This window comes from Nafulsella turpanensis ZLM-10 (genome assembly GCF_000346615.1).
In the GTDB taxonomy this organism is placed as follows: domain Bacteria; phylum Bacteroidota; class Bacteroidia; order Cytophagales; family Cyclobacteriaceae; genus Nafulsella; species Nafulsella turpanensis.
Map to the genome: position 1 here is coordinate 25,116 of NZ_ANNU01000041.1, position 17,361 is coordinate 42,476.

General features: G+C 36.8%; 14 protein-coding genes. 12 read left to right on the forward strand and 2 right to left on the reverse strand.

The genetic code is table 11. The features are described 5' to 3' along the window. Positions 1 to 394: 394 nt before the first annotated feature. Entirely contained in the window at positions 395 to 1,828 is a 1,434-nt protein-coding gene (locus F752_RS0115885) for a tyrosine-type recombinase/integrase (RefSeq protein WP_017732735.1), read from the reverse strand. A gap of 617 nt (positions 1,829 to 2,445) precedes the next feature. Beyond that, complete coding sequence (locus F752_RS0115895) at positions 2,446 to 2,769, reverse strand: hypothetical protein (RefSeq protein WP_017732737.1); 324 nt, start codon at positions 2,767 to 2,769, stop codon at positions 2,446 to 2,448. A gap of 1,375 nt (positions 2,770 to 4,144) precedes the next feature. On the opposite strand from F752_RS0115895, the gene F752_RS0115905 reads away from it, so the two are divergent. From F752_RS0115905 to F752_RS0115960, 12 genes are all read left to right on the forward strand, one after another. Beyond that, complete coding sequence (locus F752_RS0115905) at positions 4,145 to 4,870, forward strand: hypothetical protein (protein ID WP_017732738.1); 726 nt, start codon at positions 4,145 to 4,147, stop codon at positions 4,868 to 4,870. Positions 4,871 to 5,052: 182 nt separating this feature from the next. Beyond that, entirely contained in the window at positions 5,053 to 5,511 is a 459-nt protein-coding gene (locus F752_RS0115910) for a hypothetical protein (RefSeq protein ID WP_160164124.1), read from the forward strand. A 609-nt stretch (positions 5,512 to 6,120) separates the two neighbouring features. Next, positions 6,121 to 7,098, forward strand: a complete 978-nt coding sequence (locus F752_RS0115915) for a hypothetical protein (RefSeq protein WP_017732740.1) — start codon at positions 6,121 to 6,123, stop codon at positions 7,096 to 7,098. 31 nt (positions 7,099 to 7,129) lie between these two features. Beyond that, the gene (locus F752_RS0115920; RefSeq protein WP_017732741.1) at positions 7,130 to 7,330 is read left to right on the forward strand and encodes a hypothetical protein; all 201 of its coding nucleotides are present in this window, start codon (positions 7,130 to 7,132) and stop codon (positions 7,328 to 7,330) included. 172 nt (positions 7,331 to 7,502) lie between these two features. Next, on the forward strand, positions 7,503 to 8,462 hold the full coding sequence (locus F752_RS0115925; RefSeq protein ID WP_017732742.1) for an HTH domain-containing protein: 960 nt from the start codon (positions 7,503 to 7,505) through the stop codon (positions 8,460 to 8,462). A gap of 407 nt (positions 8,463 to 8,869) precedes the next feature. After that, positions 8,870 to 9,700 (forward strand): Nmad3 family putative nucleotide modification protein, encoded by an 831-nt coding sequence (locus F752_RS0115930; protein WP_017732743.1) that lies wholly within the window; start codon positions 8,870 to 8,872, stop codon positions 9,698 to 9,700. A gap of 158 nt (positions 9,701 to 9,858) precedes the next feature. Further along, on the forward strand, positions 9,859 to 10,248 hold the full coding sequence (locus tag F752_RS0115935) for a hypothetical protein (RefSeq protein ID WP_017732744.1): 390 nt from the start codon (positions 9,859 to 9,861) through the stop codon (positions 10,246 to 10,248). Between the two features lie 407 nt (positions 10,249 to 10,655). Beyond that, entirely contained in the window at positions 10,656 to 13,073 is a 2,418-nt protein-coding gene (locus tag F752_RS26085) for a UvrD-helicase domain-containing protein (RefSeq protein ID WP_017732745.1), read from the forward strand. A gap of 466 nt (positions 13,074 to 13,539) precedes the next feature. Next, complete coding sequence (locus F752_RS0115945; protein ID WP_017732746.1) at positions 13,540 to 13,944, forward strand: hypothetical protein; 405 nt, start codon at positions 13,540 to 13,542, stop codon at positions 13,942 to 13,944. Positions 13,945 to 14,098: 154 nt separating this feature from the next. Next, positions 14,099 to 14,758, forward strand: a complete 660-nt coding sequence (locus F752_RS0115950) for a hypothetical protein (RefSeq protein ID WP_017732747.1) — start codon at positions 14,099 to 14,101, stop codon at positions 14,756 to 14,758. A gap of 108 nt (positions 14,759 to 14,866) precedes the next feature. After that, positions 14,867 to 15,637, forward strand: a complete 771-nt coding sequence (locus tag F752_RS0115955) for an HNH endonuclease (protein WP_017732748.1) — start codon at positions 14,867 to 14,869, stop codon at positions 15,635 to 15,637. A 396-nt stretch (positions 15,638 to 16,033) separates the two neighbouring features. Further along, positions 16,034 to 16,768, forward strand: a complete 735-nt coding sequence (locus tag F752_RS0115960; RefSeq protein ID WP_017732749.1) for a phospholipase D family protein — start codon at positions 16,034 to 16,036, stop codon at positions 16,766 to 16,768. The last annotated feature ends 593 nt before the right edge of the window (positions 16,769 to 17,361 follow it).

Genomic DNA, 17,361 nt, shown 5'->3' on the forward strand with positions numbered 1-17,361 from the left:
TTATGTTGTGTCTCTGTTTTTAAAAAGAGTGTGAAGCAAGGGAGAGACAAAACCCTCACCCCACACATTAATAAATAGTCAGCTATTTTCTTTTTTTCGCCTTCTACTCAATTTTATTTTTTCAGTTGAAGGAATGAACCTTCTACATATAAGACCTGAGAATTTGCAATAAGGTTGAGGTAGGTGAAAAAATAATTGATCTTTTTTTAAACCTTTTTATAAGTGCTTAGTTTGCAGGCTTTTGCTAAATAAAAAACCACCCTTGTGAGGTGGTTATTAACTTATTTTTCATTCAACTCTTTATAGCCCCGCCATATCTCATATATCCCATAGAGTGAACCTGAGATAAAAATTATACTGAATAAAAGTAATGGTTCCATGTATTCCGATTTTATTAAACAGTCGCTGCCTGCTTTTCTCTTACCTTCCTTAAAATATCTTCTTGTGTATTTGCTACATACTTCCTTAGTTCTGTATTTGTTTTGCTCCCTAGCATTTGAAGAATATCACGTTCGCTATATCCAGCTTGCCACATTCGGGTGCAAAATCCCCTTCTGTTTGAATGGCTTGTCATTAGTTTATGTTTCATGTGGTGCTCAACGAACTCTTCAGCCAATTTGTACCTAACAATTTTAATAGGCTTCTGATGGATATCATTTTTCACATAAAGTGCTTCCAGTATGAGCTTAATATTTTCATTATACTTCTGTTCAGCAGCAATACCCAGATTATAATTATACTTCTCTAGTATCTCAGTAATACGGCTATCTAACTCCAAGGGTACCAGATAATTCCCTTTCGTTTTTATTGTCTTACCGGTCATGATACCGTTTTCAATTTTCCAGTTACTAGCGTTTACATCTGAATATCTCAGGCCGGTTAGATTCTGAAATACACATAAATCAATAAATTTTACTTCATGTGGCTTCACCTTATCCCGATAAGCCCACAATAGGTTTAATTCCTTTTCATCCAGGTAAACAATTTCCTTTTCTTCCTTAGTTACTTTGTATTTCTTATAGTGCTTTGTTACTTCTACCCCATGTACGTCCTGCACCCAGTTTAAGAAGTTCTGAAGCCTTTTTATAGCTGTGCCGAAGGTGTTGTTGTAATAATCATGCTCGCTGTTATACATCAGGTATTTAGCGTATTTCTGATAGAAGTCAGTATCGAAAATCTTAAAGCTGTATGGCGTGTTAGTTTTTTCATGAAACCCGATCAAATTATTTACCCAGGATTGTATATTTTGTACGCCCCGCTTTTTTGAGTGTATAAACTTGCTGGGGAATTTATTCAGCAAGTCCAGGTACTGAGTTTTTTCCGCATTAGTAGCATAGAAACCAGACTTAGCAAACTTTTCCCTTTGTGCTAATAATTCATTCAGGCGTTGCTGTACTTCTTCAATCTCCTTATCTAGATTCCTTACCTTATACAGCATCACCTTCGTCACATCCTCAGTGACCATTTCCTTAATCTCTGCCTTTTGCTTCTTCCAACCCTCAGTATGATACTGGCTTTCCACCTTCACTTCAATGAAGCGTTCAGCCACCAATTCCTTTATATTCTGATAGGTAGGATCATTATGCTTCTCAGCTAAATCTTCGATCACAGTCTGATAGCTCCGCAGGATGTTGTTTGTCTCAGCTGCATTCTTAACTGAATTTTTAACCATGCCCTTTTTGTCATCAAAATCTGAAGGTCTTATTTTAAGGCCGGTGCTGAATCCATTGGTTTTACCATCGTAATTGTACCGGATGTTCAGTGGTGCCAAGCCTTCTTTATTAGTTCGGGCTTTCAGCAGATAAGGTTTTGTGGAAAATTTGGCCATAGAGGTTAAATACAAATGTTTCCCAAAGGTAAAAATGTATACGATTTTATCCTATTTTGTATACGAATTTATTTTCTAAACCTCATTTAAAGCAAATATAATGGGTTTATTGGTGGGTATGTAATCCTGATGGGATCACAAAAACCCGCTTAATTTACGAATTAGGCGGGTTTTTTATTTTATGTGCTCGAAAAATGTGCTCAAAGTAGCTTGTTTGATACCTAATCAGTTTACAAATATACGCACACCCTCCACTAGGCTCCGGTAGTCACCAATATACGCACACCCTGCATCAGTAAATATGGAACCTGAAAGCCGGTAAATAAAAAACCAGCCTGATCAGCTGGTTCTCTTTATTCTTTTAGTTGTTCCATTTAACTATTAGTCCTACTCCCTTACTTTCTGAAGTCCCTTTTCTCCAGTGGGTCTCATAGCCTTCAATTCATTGTAAGGTGGACATCATAAACCTTCTGACGGAAACATTTCAAGCAATTTGCTACTTTCGAAATATTAAGAAGCTAATGATTTTGTTCCGGCTGTGCCTTCTCTTATTTCGGTTCCTCTTTCCTTATCAGCTGGAGGAACCTTACCTCTTCTGTGGTTAAATATTCTTTTGTTCATTTTCGTTTCTTTTTGAAAAACCGATCTAACTTTTCACCATCCTTAGCGTGTAAATCCCATAGAATAAGGTTTACCGCTTCGTAAGGGATCAGAATCTTATCTTCATCTGATTCTCGAACTCCCTCAAAGCCAGTGAAATACTTTTTGGCCTTTGTGCTGTATTCCTCCAGTTGAATAGCCGCTTCTTCTGTTACATCTCCCTTTATTAAATAAATATCCATAAGGTACATTAAAAGAATTCGTGCAGCCTGTTTCCGCTGGAGTTCTTCAATCTTTTGGTAGATGTCTTCTTCTTCCGAAATTAATTCTCTTTCCTTCATATTTAATAAATTGTTTAAAACTTCAATAGTATACGGTCAGCATATAAGTTTTATAACAAATTAGGTCACTTTTCTAGCCATTTAATGACTTTTATCTGTTTAAACTTTATCTGAAGGTTTAGACCACTTCCTCTCCCAGAGGATTATAACTCCACAATTTCAGGCTCCAGAACTGGTTTTCTTTACCGGTGATTAATGTATTTTCCACGTTTAGTTCCTCGGCCCCTGAAATGATGATGTCCAAAGCCAGTACAAGGTGATTCAGGTGAAGAATTGCTTGGTAGGGGTTGGTGCTTTAATCATGTTCTTCAGGTTAAAGGGGATTTAATTTCTTTTTGCAGTTCATTGATGTTACTTATATCTTCTTTTTAGCTAAAGACCATCTGAAATTCTTCATCATCTACAGGAGTACGGAAGTCTGAGTCAACTTCTTCATTTTATTTGCTACTGATTGTTCTTTGGTTGAGTAGTTCGTTTTTCATTGTTCTTTGTGAGTGAGAAAACAAATGTAGAAGAAGGAAACCAGCTCAAAAAATCAATAAATTCGATTTACTAACTACTTCATTTTATGGTTGTTAAATTCCCACAACCCCAGTTGTTACAAAATGAACCCTACTATGAAATGAAGGAATGGAGGGTTTTTCTGATTCTTAATTAAAGTGGTGGATTAACCAGATGGAAAAGGAGACAAAACAACAATTGAATAGTATAAAATCTTACACTTTCACCCTAAAATTCATTAAAAGCGGTGTGCTCTCTGGAAACGGTTGTTAAAAAATGAACCCATCGTTTATTCAGGATTTGAAAGTATATTATGTAGCTGTGGCATTAATCATTTTAAACAGCTGTAAGGATTCAAAGGCAGTTTCTTTCCATCCCTTTCTCTGAAGGAATAAAGTTAACAGAGAGGGTGAACTAATTTAAAACATATTGTTCAACGGTGGTTGATTAAACGGATCTGAATCAACTATTAAACGGAAAGCCTGAAACCACCCCTGATAAAAAGATCGGCATTTGCATTACCGGCAACTGAAAGCTCCTCTCTGCCCTGAAGCTTTTAACTTACCTGTAAAGCTTTAACTAAAGCAAAAGCAAGATCATACGCTTCTGAACATTTCCCCTTCTGTTCAAAACATTGTATTGTTTCCTTTTTACTCGTATTTGAATAGACTTATCAAAATTGTACCTGCTTTGGTTTATTTTGTTCAAAAAACATCAGAAAACTTTCCGTGTGGTTTCCCTTAAATTGGGTAGGAAGCCTAACCCTCCCGCCCTACGCAGAATAACCCATCAGAGGGATTAGGACAGAATAAAAGGATTAACAGAAGAAATTATTATATTGGAATCCATTTACTCTTCTCACTAAAACTTTTTTATGGGCTTCTTCGACTTCTTGAAAAGGAAACAACTTGCAGACTATTATGACCAGCCATTGATTTTCAATGTTGATCATGTTTTCCGGAAAAACCTTAGTGAAGTAGAAAAGGGTGATTATGTAAAACTGTGGACTAAGCCAGAAATGGATAGAATACTGATATATGGATCCGGTTCAGTGGGCGGTGATGGTAAGATTGGTGATGTGCCAAACAAATACGTGAGAGTTTTTCAAAAGCACTTGCTTTCTGCACAAAACATAGTGGACATTCATGGATTCAGCCCATCAAATTATGATGCAAAAGTAATAGAAGTTTCCCCTACTCATTGCCAACTACTTGTCACCCTTCATTCACCTGAAGCAATAAAGCAAAGGGTTGAGTCATTCAATAAGGAACAACAGGAAAAGCTGAAGGATGAATTTAGCAAGAAGTACAAAATGAAGAAGCCGGTTGAAATAAGGTTTAACCAAGCAGATCTTCGCCATGTAGACCTTCATGAACTTCAGGTTAAAATCTTTGATAAGGAATTCTATTTAAACCGTGGGGGTGTTTTAATTCAACTGGTAGACCAGAACAATAATATAATCACTGATGCTTCTTCACAAGGCTCCACAATTATCCGGGTAATAAAAGGGTACTACAATGGTCAGCAAATGGAAATAACTGAAATGAATAAGACAGCACATGGGATAAAAGTAAAAATTGGCCCAAAGCAGGAGTCGTAACCTTATAAAGGGCCACTCCTCAAAGAATTTATTACAACAGGAGAAGATTAATTTCTACCTATTCTCCTAACATTTAAATGTAATTAAATTTTAACAATGATAGTAGCGGAAGGAAACTCCCACATTGTATGAAGAAAACACTTAAAACTTTTAGTTATCACCAGCCTTCAGGGCCTAATTCTATGCCCCAGAACGTCCTCGCCCGGCAATTCATGTTTCCGTATATTTATGAAGATGATGACTTTCTTTGGGATATTTATACTGAGGGTAAGGAGGAGGACGAGCTTTTTGACTTCGGCCTTCCTCCAGAATTTATTGGGAACCAAATTAAATTGTCGGAAATAAACTTACAGGAATATATGCCTCACCTAAAGATAAGCCATCTTGAGCACCAGTTGGAAGAGCTTTCTGTTGAACAGTTTTTTAATCTTGGGAAATTTGTGGTGGCTAAATTCGCAAAAGAAATACAAGAAAGAAGATACCTTACCGGTTTAAGAATTGTGCGATACACTCATAAAAGAACATTTCAACCTTATTTCCGCTTCGATCTGTTCTTTTGTAATGAACCTGAAAAAAGGCAGCTTAATTCGGGCTACAGTGGAGAAAATACAATGTTCTGGCACCTCAATATGTTGTGGTGATATTCCGCCCCGGGCCTCCCCCTCCCCGGAAAGCGGTATCCCCCCCTCCCCCGCCTTTCATAAAAATACGGAAAAAGAAGGGGGCACCCTGTGTTTAAGGTACTCCGTGAAAAAGTTTTTCCAAAAAATTAAGCCCCAAATTTCCCAAACTCGACCAAAATCATTGAATCGAGGCATTAGAGCAACTTTATCTAAAATATGCAACACAATTTATAGGTACCATAATCACCTGTTATAGGTACCACTAAGAGGATTTATTGACTCAATTAGGACCTCCTCAACATCTCTTCCTTTAAATTTTCTTAACTGAGCTAGGAGCCAAAAAACAGTTCTCTACGCTACCTAGACACGCCTTTTCAACTCAAGTAAGTTGAAGTAGAGCTGAATAAAGCTATTCTTGGTTCTGTATGACTCGACAGCGGTATCGCCCTTCTCGTCGAATACAGTAAAGACCAAAAAGGACCTCAAAAAACCAAACTTTGCGAGGTCAGTTGGATTTCAACTCCAAAAGACCTATGTTACTTAACAAAAAGTACTTCCTTCATACGTGAAACAATGGATAGCTGGCTTTCTCACCTAATACTATGCAAGTAAGCAAAACAAGACAAAATGAGACATTTAATTTTTTACGAGGTTCAAACTGCGGCTATTTGTCCATATAGACTCCTTTTTTTTGATAAGTTTTTTGACCCTTTATCAGAAACAGACCCGTTCGTTTATTCAAATATTTACTTGTTTACAAGAGTTAAAAAAAATCGCTTTGATTTAGGCAAGACAAGGCTGATTAACAAGAGAACACTTAAAACAACGATTATTTTAGGAGGCAAGGAATATTACGATTTGACCATTTCCTTCTTTGATACTATTCCTATGTTTAAAATGTTGTTTAAGACAAGAGAGAATTTTGAGGATTTATTGTCAGACGATGATGATTATTGGAAGTGCGAGATAGATTCTGAGAATTCATCAAGTGACAAAATCCATTTCTTCCTGCATGCTAAGACAGGTAATGCAATTGATTTTTGGCTCATCCCGGAGAATATAGAAATGGCAATAAATATTGAAAATCAGTTAGGATTTAAAAATAAACCTGAGGTGGTTTATGTTGGGCAGTCATTCCAAATGTCCAAAAGAATTAAGTCTCACAAAACGCTCCATAAAGCAGTATCCCAACTAAAAGATGGTGAAGAAATAAGGCTCTATTTTTTAACATTTAAATACGGTTACGGGGGTCATAAAGATTATTTTCAAATGGAAGGCCAAGTAATGGATACTTGGTTGAGTGAATTTGGCATGTCAAAAGAATTCAAAAGTAAAATAAGCTTAGTAGAACGCTTCTTAATCCATTTTTTAAAACCAATTTATAATGAGCAGCATGTAAACTCAAATATCATGAATGACTCTCTAGTTAAGACAATATTAACCGACAACAATATTGATGTAATTACTTTAGATTTTGGTGTATGGGGGAAATCATTCGAATTTTGGTCACCAAATCAACAACTAAAGACGGATTGTGCTTCTTTTAATTTTTTAAAGCCTGACTTAGGTTATCAAGAAGGTTTCGTCGCAAATGAAATAGAATAAAGAAGTCATCTGATAATCGTGTAAACGGCCAATGAACTTAGATGCCCACCGGTACACCTCTTACCACTACTCAGGTCTGGTACTGAGCGGTTCGTTAATGGCATGGCGCTGTTTTTCCGAAGCTCTACAGGCCTTCCAAGGCGGTCCCACCTCCTGCACGACCTACACTCGTGGTATGCTGCTTACTTACCAGCTTCACCAAATTGCCGGTAAGAGACACTCTCTGGAATAATTTGGTAAATTAGGTGCCAAATGCGCATACTGGGGCACACCCAACCAATATGCAATTGCCGGTCATCTAATCTGACAGTACACTGGATAATTCAAAGTTTTCCGTATCTTAAAAACTAAACTGAACCCGGCAACTGCGTTTTGCAAAACCGTTGGGCAAATTTTGAAAAATAATGACATTCCACGGACTAGCAGAAAACATACTAAAGCAAGTTGATAAACCATTGACTGCAAATGAAATTTGGACACTTGCAGTTGAAAGGGGACTGGACAAAGAGCTTAATAGTTCTGGCAGAACACCTTGGGCAACTTTAGGAGCTAGGCTTTATGTCATATCTCGAGACAATCCAGATTCTATCTTTAAGACGGTTGGCAAAAGGCCTAAAAGGTTCTACCTCAAAGGAAAGAATTATAATGTTGATTTTAAGGAATATGAAGAGGGAAAAACGGAGGAGGAAACTGAGATTTCAACCACCACTCCATCAAAGAACTATTTAGAAAAAGATCTACATCCTTTTCTGACTCACTTCGGATTTTATTCTTTGAACTGCCACTGCAAGACTATTAACCACTCAAAGTCGGATAAGAAGAGCTTTGGCGAATGGGTGCACCCGGATATGGTGGGTTGTGTATTCCCTATTGACGAATGGGATAATGAGGTACTGGAATTAAGCTCAGCGGTAGGAAACACGTCTGTTAAATTTATATCATTTGAACTCAAACGAGAATTAAATCTTTCAACTTTAAGAGAGAAATTCTTTCAGACTGTTTCTAACTCATCTTGGGCTAATGAAAGTTACTTAGTGGCATCTGAAATTTCGCAAAATCAAGATTTCTTGTCTGAATTAAGTCGCTTGTCAAGTTCTTTTGGAGTTGGGGTTATTCAGCTTGACCTTGAAGACCCAAATTCGAGTAGTATAATGTTTCCTGCAGAGACGAGAGAAAACCTCGATTGGGATACTATCAATAAGCTGACCGTGATGAATAAAGATTTTAAGCAGTTTGTAAAGCGAGTTCGAATTGACTTGAGGAGTAATGAGATTCGAAAGGAGAAATATGATAAAGTACTAGAGGAAGAGCAGCTAGAAAAAATGATAAAAACTAGACCCACTCGTATTGGAGGCGGCCAATGAGTGGTAAAACTCACCGATGCACCTCTCTTTCCTCTCAGCGTACCGGTTGTTTACAGAGGTGTTAACCTGCGGGGATGCTTTCCTGTTGTTCTATAGCCTCATAGACGCCCTTTGCCGTTTAGGCCTACTCTCGCGATTAACGTCCCTGCCGCTTCCAAAAATGACTCACCAATTTGCCTGTAACGGACATGGATGAATTCCGCTTGTACCCGCTGGAATAAATTGATATCTTAGGTGCCAGATGAGTATACTAGGTGCACACTCAACAAACAGGCTATTGGGAAACACTGGCAAATTTAACTTCACAGCCATTTATTAACTAAACTGCAAGCGGAAGCTGAAGTGCTTCTAAATGTTAAATGCCCAACACCCAGTTTGCTAATCGTTGGGCTTAATACAATAACTAAATGAAGATTATCCTAAGTAGAAAAGGATTTGATAATCAATATGGTAAACAACCAAGTCCCATACTACCAGATGGAACTCTTTTATCACTTCCGATCCCTATGAGAGGTGAAAGGACTTCATTTAGTCAGCTATATCATAACTCCACTAGTTATATTGACATCATTAAAAGCCTTAAGCCCAGTACGCATTTATCTGAGAATGATACATGTCACCTAGATCCTGATATTAGAAAAGATGCAATTGATCGGGGTGAAAGCTGGATACCTCTTTTCGGACAAGCGGATAGTGCATTAAGTCACCTTATTAATAATAGTGTTTCTCAGAATGACCTTTTTCTGTTCTTCGGTACATTTCGTGAAGTTGATATTATTAAAGGACAACTAAAATATAAAAAAGGATCACCGGCTTTGCATGTGATCTACGGCTATCTCCAGATAAAAGAACTGCATAGGGATCAAGATTCTATCCGAGATAAATTTAGTCACCACCCGCATGCAAGCGCTTTGCTCCTTAAAAAGAAGTTAAATGGGATTTTTGAAGCAAACGATAAACTGAGTTTTGATTCACGTCAAAATGGTTCTGGCGTTTTATTCTTCAACAGAGATTTAATTCTCACAAAAGAGGGCCTTTCAAAGAGCAAATGGAACTTGCCTATTCAATTCAGGGACGCCAAAATAACATACCACTCCACAAGTTCCTTCAAGCAAGATTACTTTCAATCTGCCGCTAAAGGACAAGAATTTATCATTTCCGATTCCAAATATGCTGAGGAATGGGCTAAAAATTTGATTAAAAAAGGTACTAAACCCAATCGTGTAGAAGGTGGGTGAACTTGTAGGTCCGCCGGTGGTTCTCTCACACCATCAAGCATATGGGTCTCGTTTTCGCAGATCGCCACTACCGGATTTTTCCGATTGGAATTCTTCAGGTTAACCTTTACGGATAAAGTCCTTGCCGCTTGCTTATAGCCTTCAGCAACTCCCGGTAATTGGACTGGGCTGAATTCGATCAGGCATGGTTAAAAAACGAGGGCATAGACTTCAATAATCCTTCTGTTAATGATTTTATGGAATCATTAACTAAAAAGAGTTTAGATCTTAGGCCCTATAAAATGAAAAGAGTAGATGTCTATCAAGTCATTAGTTCTGAAAGAAATTTTCAAGATATGATGATCACAAAGGAGGATAGGCCTGAAATGATACATGCTCTACATGTTGGAGATGGGATCGCTGCCATCGAGCACAACCTTCAGAAAGCCAGAGAGGCTTGGTATTCTGGGAGGGTACCGCATCAGGAGGCTATGGAGTGCCTCCGAAAGGTGGCCGGGATCTGCGTGAAACTAGGAGAGATTTATGGTATGCCATTGAGAAAAGAGTAAACTATGAGAAAAATAAAACCTAATAGGAGCTTTTTACAAAACAAGACCTTTTAATTTCCTTCTTATAGAGTTTAAACTGAGCTCCAATCACGTACCAACTTTATGAGGTAAGTTCGACTTTTGCCCCTCACCAAAAACCTGTGAATATATAGTTCCTATTCGTCAGCATCAACTCAGAAAGGACCACCCTACAGCAATTTTAGCAGTAACACAATTTTCTAATATTTAAACAAGCTGGGGCAATAATGCCCTGAACTTTTTCCTTTTACCCTTACTTTTTTCTTCTAAAAAATTAGAAACAGTTCCTCAGCTTAAACTTAAAAAATTAAGTTTAAATAATAATTTTTTGTACCTTAACAAAGACAGGAATTAATATTAACTTTTGGTAATAGGAAAAATTTGGACTCATGCCAATCAAAGTAATTAAAATAAATGGAGAACATCCTAAGTTGGACTATAAAAAACTAGAGGATAGCTTTAGGCAAAACTTTGGCAGAACCTGTTCAGAGGCCACCATTATTATTATGAACAATTTTCCTGTAATGGTAACCTCTGAAACCGATATTGACTTCATTGTTATTATTGCTATTGAAGACAAAGATGGAAACTATATTTCTTTCTATAAAAATGATAGACGGGTTTATCTTCACAATTTAATTATTCCAGTCATTTATAATTCTGATTATAAAGATCTTCTTGCACAAGTAGAAGGGAATAATCTTCTTATAGATAATAATGAAGTAGATTTCTCCAAGGAAGTTACTTCTTTGACCTTTAACCTCAAGCACTACCTTAATAACCGCTGTGGATTTGATGCAGAAGCTTACATTCACCCACTTGTATTCATCGAAAGCCATTCTTCTATTGTTCTTAATGACTACATTGTAGGGAGATATTTTGACTTTACCGGAATTTCAAATTGGCTAAAGAATAGTGACAAGGAAATCCTTATTTCTTTTAAAGGTTGGAAAGATCCTCTTGGTTATCAAGACATTCAGAAGGACCTTGCTCGTGTAGCAGAACAGGCAAGTAGAGATTCTGCTACCGGATATTTAACAAAAAAGAAGATTGAGAGAATTGGTAAAGAACTTTCAAAACAAACTGATCTTTCCCAGCACATGGCTAAAAAGATGGTGATGGTAAGAGGCAAGGCAGGGAGTGGTAAAACAACTAATTTGCTAACATTAAACTTACAAGCTTTAAAGCAAGGGTTTAACACCTTTTTCCTGACTTATAATCGAGTGCTGGTGTATGATATTGCACAGGTAATTAAGCCAATTTTAAATTCTGAGCCTATAGAAAAACAGGCCTCTGTAGATACACTTCACAGCTTTTTCTATCAGTTGTCTAAATCCTTAGGGGTACTTCATATAATGTCAGACAAAAGAATAAATGGTGTTCTTTCAATACTGAAAAATCGTCTAAGACAGGTATATAATTTTGTTGCACCAAGAATTATTCTGAATAACAAAACAGACTTTGAAAAAATAAAATCATTGCTTCAGAACGAAGTTGCATTCGATAACGGAACCAAAGAAGTAGGGATCGACTTTATTAACTTTTTGTCCAAAAAGAGAATCTCTTCGAAAAATGCATTAATTAACTATTCTAGAGAATTCTATAACTGGAAAGAAAAGAGGCTTACTTCCATAGCTACTGATGAAGTTTTCCTTGCAGACTATTATGGAGTCCTAGAAAACACTTTGCTGCAAATAAAAGACTCTGATAAATTTTATGAACAATTTGACATTCAGAATAAAGGTGAACTCTTAGATCTTGCTACCGGTGCAGGTAAGGTTTACTTTAATGAAAAAGGAGTAATTGAAAAAAAAGAATTCGCCAAATTTAAAAACCGTAGAGTCGGAGGCAGAAAAAAGAATCGTATCGTATTTATAGATGAAGCTCAGGATTGTCACCGACTAGAGAAAGAAATCTTGGCCACAATTTTTGGGACATCCCGTTTAGTTATTGCAAATGGGGGAAAAGACCAGTTGATAAGACATGTGGAGCTTTGTAATTGGCAGATGATTCGGGGTCAAAAAATCGAATCATTTGAAAAAAATAAAAGAAACAAAAGTTATCGAATAAAGCCCCAAATTGCGGATTTCTGTAACTTTTACAGCAAAGCGTATAATATTAATCTTGACCTTGAAAGTTTAGATACACCTGACTCCGGGGAGATAATTTTTGACTTTCGCCCTAACCCACCCTTAAATGAAGTCTGTGAATTATTCGATTACTTAAAAAGTAAAGCTGAAGTTAACGGTTGTTTAGAATACGAAAGTATTCTTGTACTATTAGAATCTTTGCAAAACGGGCCGGGAGAAAACAAAACAGTAGAGCAAGCTGCAGTTAATGAATATAACAATATTGAGGTAACTCAGAAGTATACACGAGGAGAATGGTCTAAATTGAAAGGTCTTGAGGAGCATGGTTACCATTTTTTTAACGCAACAGTTTTAGATAAAACCAAACTGGGTTTACCATACCCCAACCAAATAAGGATCATATTCTACGAATCATGTAGGGGACTTGAAGCTTGGTCTGTAGCATGTTTTGATATAGATCAATTTTTCGAAGCTAAATGCAAAGAAGAGGAAGCCGAAAAGTTCTTACTTGAAACAGAGAAGGGAAGTAATGTTCAAAACCTTTTTATTACTAATGAGGAAAGGAAAAAAATGTATGCAGCGACATGGGTCTTGATGGCCTTAACTCGTGTCATAGACACTCTGTATATCAATGTAAGTAATCAAAACTCTGAATTCGCAAAAATTGTAAACCAATACATTCAGAGAACCAATAAGAATATAAAAGTGCTGAAATAGGGGGCACTTAGATAATAAGTAAAGCCATAAAAACGTACCCTCCTTCAATTCTCATAAATATCTCGATTTATTACAGCCTCAAACTGAGGTAAACTACTTAACGGCAATTAATTAAAAAGTTTTTAGTTTACAGGTTCGATAATTTTACATTTCCCGAACATATTTATAAAGCGTAAGCTTCGTTATGCCCATCATCTCGCATATCGCATCGATGGAGTGTTACTTTTCATGGTAAAGCCGAACAGCCAGTTTCCGCTTATCTTCATTTAATCGTTATCGGATGCCTCCCCACCAGTAGCGGACTCATATTCGAAGTGCCAAGCGTAACAAAGCTGCTTCTCAAGTTAGCTATAATTACGTCTCAGAATTCTGATGACGGAACTAAAAAGTGCTGTCTTTTTTGTAACTTTTACCCTGAACGTGATTTGACTTCAGGTTTTTTGAATTCCACACAATCATTTAAAATATGATAGATAAAGATGACTTAGGAAATCACATTAAAAGTACACCTGTTTACTTTGATATGTATGGTGAACCATTACTTCCCCCCCAAGAGAAAATTGAGTTCAATTCAGAATTAAAATCTGAAATTAAGGATGCCATTGCACTGCTCAATAGTTTAGAGATATACAATTACCCTCAAGACCGTTTAAAGAAACATCATGAGGACCGAGACCGGCTAGAAAAAATTAAATCCTCATTGACAGGAGCTCAAGCCATGGGCTTCTTAGGTATTTTTTGGTGTTGTTTAGCCTTGTACTACTACCATTGGGCTGAAAACAAAGGAATTGGATGTCTTTTGCTGGGTTTAACACTGTTCTCCTTGATTACTATACTCTCTTTGTTAATAAGAGAGACTGAGAAAAAATAAAAATTACTATGAATAAAGAGCTGGCAAAAGTCAATCAAGCTCCAAAGAACACACTCTTTAGCAACTTTCAATTTGAAAGCCGGTAGAAATCAACCGAAAAGGTTAAAGTGATTGTAAACTGAAATTAAAATTCAATCTATATCCAAAAGAAAACATGGAACATCCACTAATTGAAGAGGCGAAAAGAAGATATCCTGAAGGCGCCTTACTTAACTGGCCAGATTATAGATACAAATCTAATAATGGATATAATTTGAACTTCAATATCAGGTTTGATAGCACAAAGATTTATGTTAAAGAGGGGAATCTTTTACATAAAGTTCACGGTGGCAGTGCTTATATTATTTACAGGGGTTCTAATTCGAAATGGGCTGTTATAGTTGAGCCTTCACTTCATAAGGTGTTGAAAGAACACTTGGAATCAATTACTCAAGCAGAATTTGATCAGGCATGGTTAAGAACTGAAGGCGAAGGCGTCAACTCAGCCACAGTTAATGAATTTATGGAATCATTAACTAAAATAAGCATAGATCTTAGGCCATATAAGAAGACAAGGATAGAGGTTTATAAAGCAATCAGCTCAGAAAGGGACTTCCAAGACAAGGCAGCTATAAGAAAAGAAAAGCCTGATTTGAGAGAATCGTTTCATTTGGGAGATGGTATTGCTGCCATTGAACATAATATTCAAAAGGCTAGAGAAGCTTGGTATTCTGGAACAGTGCCCTATGATAGCGCCATGGAGTATATTCGAAAAGTGGCAGGGATATGCGTGAAACTAGGTGAGGTTTATGGTATGCCAAAACGAACAGAATAAGACATTAATTCTCACTGCCTTTTACTATCTGAATGTAGGGGAACAGTGAGCTACTCCTTTACTTCAGCCGCTGGTATTTTATGACCGTTAGCCAGAACCACCAAAAACATGACACAGACAATTTCAAGCATAGATGAATTGAAAGAAAACCTCACGCTATTTGAAGACTATTTGTGTGACGGTGATGAACAAGAAAGAGAAGAGGTTGAGAAATTAATTACTAGAGGGAAATGTCTTGTTTCCTACAAAATTGAAGATTCGTGGAGGTTTGCCCCTAGCAGATACATTGGATATTTTCAAAATAATCTAGAAAAACATGAGGCTAATTATTACATTATCAATGGAGGAGTAACTAACAAGGCTATAGATAAGATTGCTAAAAATAAACTATCCGAAAACCCATATTTGGAATCTGAATATATATCCTATTGTAAAGAATTGGGGATTACCCCTAGTAATCAGAAAAGGAAATTTTGGCTGTTCGATTTCGAAAATGAGGACTTCGAAAATAATAGAGTGACTAATGAAGGTTTTCCGGAAGGCAAATTGGTTGAAAGGATTCACCGTAATCGAGAGCGAAATTCAGCTTTAATTGAACAAGCAAAAAAGAAATACCAAGAAGAAAATGATGGACGCGTACCATGCCAAGTTTGCGAGTTTGATTTTCAAAAAGAGTATGGAGAAGTAGGAAAAGATTTTATAGAAGCTCATCATACCATTCCTGTTTCTGAAATGCCGAATGGTTATAAAACAAAGATTGGAGAAATTGTATTTGTTTGTTCAAACTGCCACAAAATGCTCCATCGTAAAAGACCATGGTTAAAGATTACAGACTTAAAAAAAATAAAGGCATTGGCTAATCGTGAAGACGGCCGGTGAACTTCTAGGTCCACCGGGGCACCTCACATACCACCATGAATGGGGGTCTCGTATACGGCGGTTCACATGATTTGAGATTGGGTTTTCCATAGTTCTTCAGGCCCTTCCAATACGGTCCCACCTCCTCCACGACGGATCTTTGCAAATCACCTCCTTACCGCAGTAATAGGCTTCACCAACAAGCCTTTTAAGAATTCTTAGCCTCTGAAATAAAATATTACATGAAAATTAAAGCTTCTATCGGACACGGGTATAACAGTATAAAATACCTGATGCTAATAGGTCTCTCTTGATTGTATGCAGGTAAATACTTATTTTTCTCCTTCAATCAAGCAAACCTATTCTACGGCGTCTGTTTCTGCTTAAGCCGTTGTAAACAATTAATCAAAAAGCTAAATGGCAAAATATTTAAGAACATCAAGCATTTCAGCAGAGTTAGAAAATTTAATAAGAGATGCTAAAAAAAAACTTTACATAATTAGCCCTTATTTGAAGTTATCCGATCATGTTAAAGAACTGCTGAATGATAAAGAAAGAGAAAAAGTAGAAGTAAGAATAATTTTTGGCAAACAGGAGCTTGCTCCAGCTGAAATGAGTTATCTTGAAGAATTAAGATATGTCCGTCTTTATTTTTCAAAAAATCTACACGCAAAATGCTATTTAAATGAAAGTAAAATGATAATTGCTTCAATGAATTTGTATGAATTCTCCCAACAGAATAATAGAGAAATGGGGATTTTAATAGATACAGATATCGAAGAAGATAAGTCAGTTTACGAGGATGCTGAAAAAGACATTGAATCTATAATCCACAATAGTGAAGACTTTTCATACGTTAAAGCTCCTCAAAAAAGCGACCAGAAGGAAGTAATAACAACGTCAATACCCCCTGATACAAAGAATAATTTTTCTTCATCCACGACAAAAACAACAAAGGAACTCTCAGATGCAACAGGAGTTAATAGTCGAAAGATCAATGCGTGGCTAGTGGATAATAAGTTGATGTATAAAAAAGGTGAAGACTGGTTTGTTACAAAAAAAGGAAAAGAATACGGAGGAATTGAAAAATCTGGACAGTATGGGCAGTTTGTGGTTTGGCCTGAAGAAATTGCATCTGACATAAAAGGATGAAAATATGCAAAACCCAGTAAACGATTGAAGAATATTTAGACTCACCGGTCGCTTCCCCGCCACTAATAAGTACTGGTTTTCTATATTCTGTGGGATAGATGAGGAGTAAAATAAGAAATAAGCAAATGAAAGCCCGGAAAATTTTCGGGCTTTTTTATTTTATCCCTTTTGATGAACGATTTAAAATCACAACTGTCACCACTGAATTAACATGGATCTTTTTCATGAGCAAAGCATGTAGCTATGCCAGAGGTAACCATATAAATGAGACACTAAACTAAGGTTTTATTATTACTTCAACCTCCTACTTTGCCGTATAAAAGCCATCCATCCCCTCCCCCGTGTAGAGGTATCCCCCCCTCCCCCGCCTTTCATAAGAACGCGGAAAACGAAGGGGGCACCCTGTGTTTAAGGCACCCCGTAAAAAATTTTCCAGAAAAATTGGCTCTAGTTTTTCGAAATCCAACCACAAGCTTTGGTTATGGGCAATTGAGACGCTTTTTCTAAAATATGCACCTTAATTTATATGTACCGAAACAGTGCTTTATATGTACCGAAATCAAATGATAAGTACCAAATAATTCCCAAGTCTT

What these genes read in the sequence shown, in the direction of transcription:
- F752_RS0115885 (WP_017732735.1), bottom strand. Translation starts at nt 1,828, where the DNA reads ATGGCCAAATTTTCCACAAAACCTTATCTGCTGAAAGCCCGAACTAAT.
- F752_RS0115895 (WP_017732737.1), bottom strand. Translation starts at nt 2,769, where the DNA reads ATGAAGGAAAGAGAATTAATTTCGGAAGAAGAAGACATCTACCAAAAG.
- F752_RS0115905 (WP_017732738.1), top strand. Translation starts at nt 4,145, where the DNA reads ATGGGCTTCTTCGACTTCTTGAAAAGGAAACAACTTGCAGACTATTAT.
- F752_RS0115910 (WP_160164124.1), top strand. Translation starts at nt 5,053, where the DNA reads ATGCCCCAGAACGTCCTCGCCCGGCAATTCATGTTTCCGTATATTTAT.
- F752_RS0115915 (WP_017732740.1), top strand. Translation starts at nt 6,121, where the DNA reads ATGAGACATTTAATTTTTTACGAGGTTCAAACTGCGGCTATTTGTCCA.
- F752_RS0115920 (WP_017732741.1), top strand. Translation starts at nt 7,130, where the DNA reads ATGAACTTAGATGCCCACCGGTACACCTCTTACCACTACTCAGGTCTG.
- F752_RS0115925 (WP_017732742.1), top strand. Translation starts at nt 7,503, where the DNA reads ATGACATTCCACGGACTAGCAGAAAACATACTAAAGCAAGTTGATAAA.
- F752_RS0115930 (WP_017732743.1), top strand. Translation starts at nt 8,870, where the DNA reads ATGAAGATTATCCTAAGTAGAAAAGGATTTGATAATCAATATGGTAAA.
- F752_RS26085 (WP_017732745.1), top strand. Translation starts at nt 10,656, where the DNA reads ATGCCAATCAAAGTAATTAAAATAAATGGAGAACATCCTAAGTTGGAC.
- F752_RS0115945 (WP_017732746.1), top strand. Translation starts at nt 13,540, where the DNA reads ATGATAGATAAAGATGACTTAGGAAATCACATTAAAAGTACACCTGTT.
- F752_RS0115950 (WP_017732747.1), top strand. Translation starts at nt 14,099, where the DNA reads ATGGAACATCCACTAATTGAAGAGGCGAAAAGAAGATATCCTGAAGGC.
- F752_RS0115955 (WP_017732748.1), top strand. Translation starts at nt 14,867, where the DNA reads ATGACACAGACAATTTCAAGCATAGATGAATTGAAAGAAAACCTCACG.
- F752_RS0115960 (WP_017732749.1), top strand. Translation starts at nt 16,034, where the DNA reads ATGGCAAAATATTTAAGAACATCAAGCATTTCAGCAGAGTTAGAAAAT.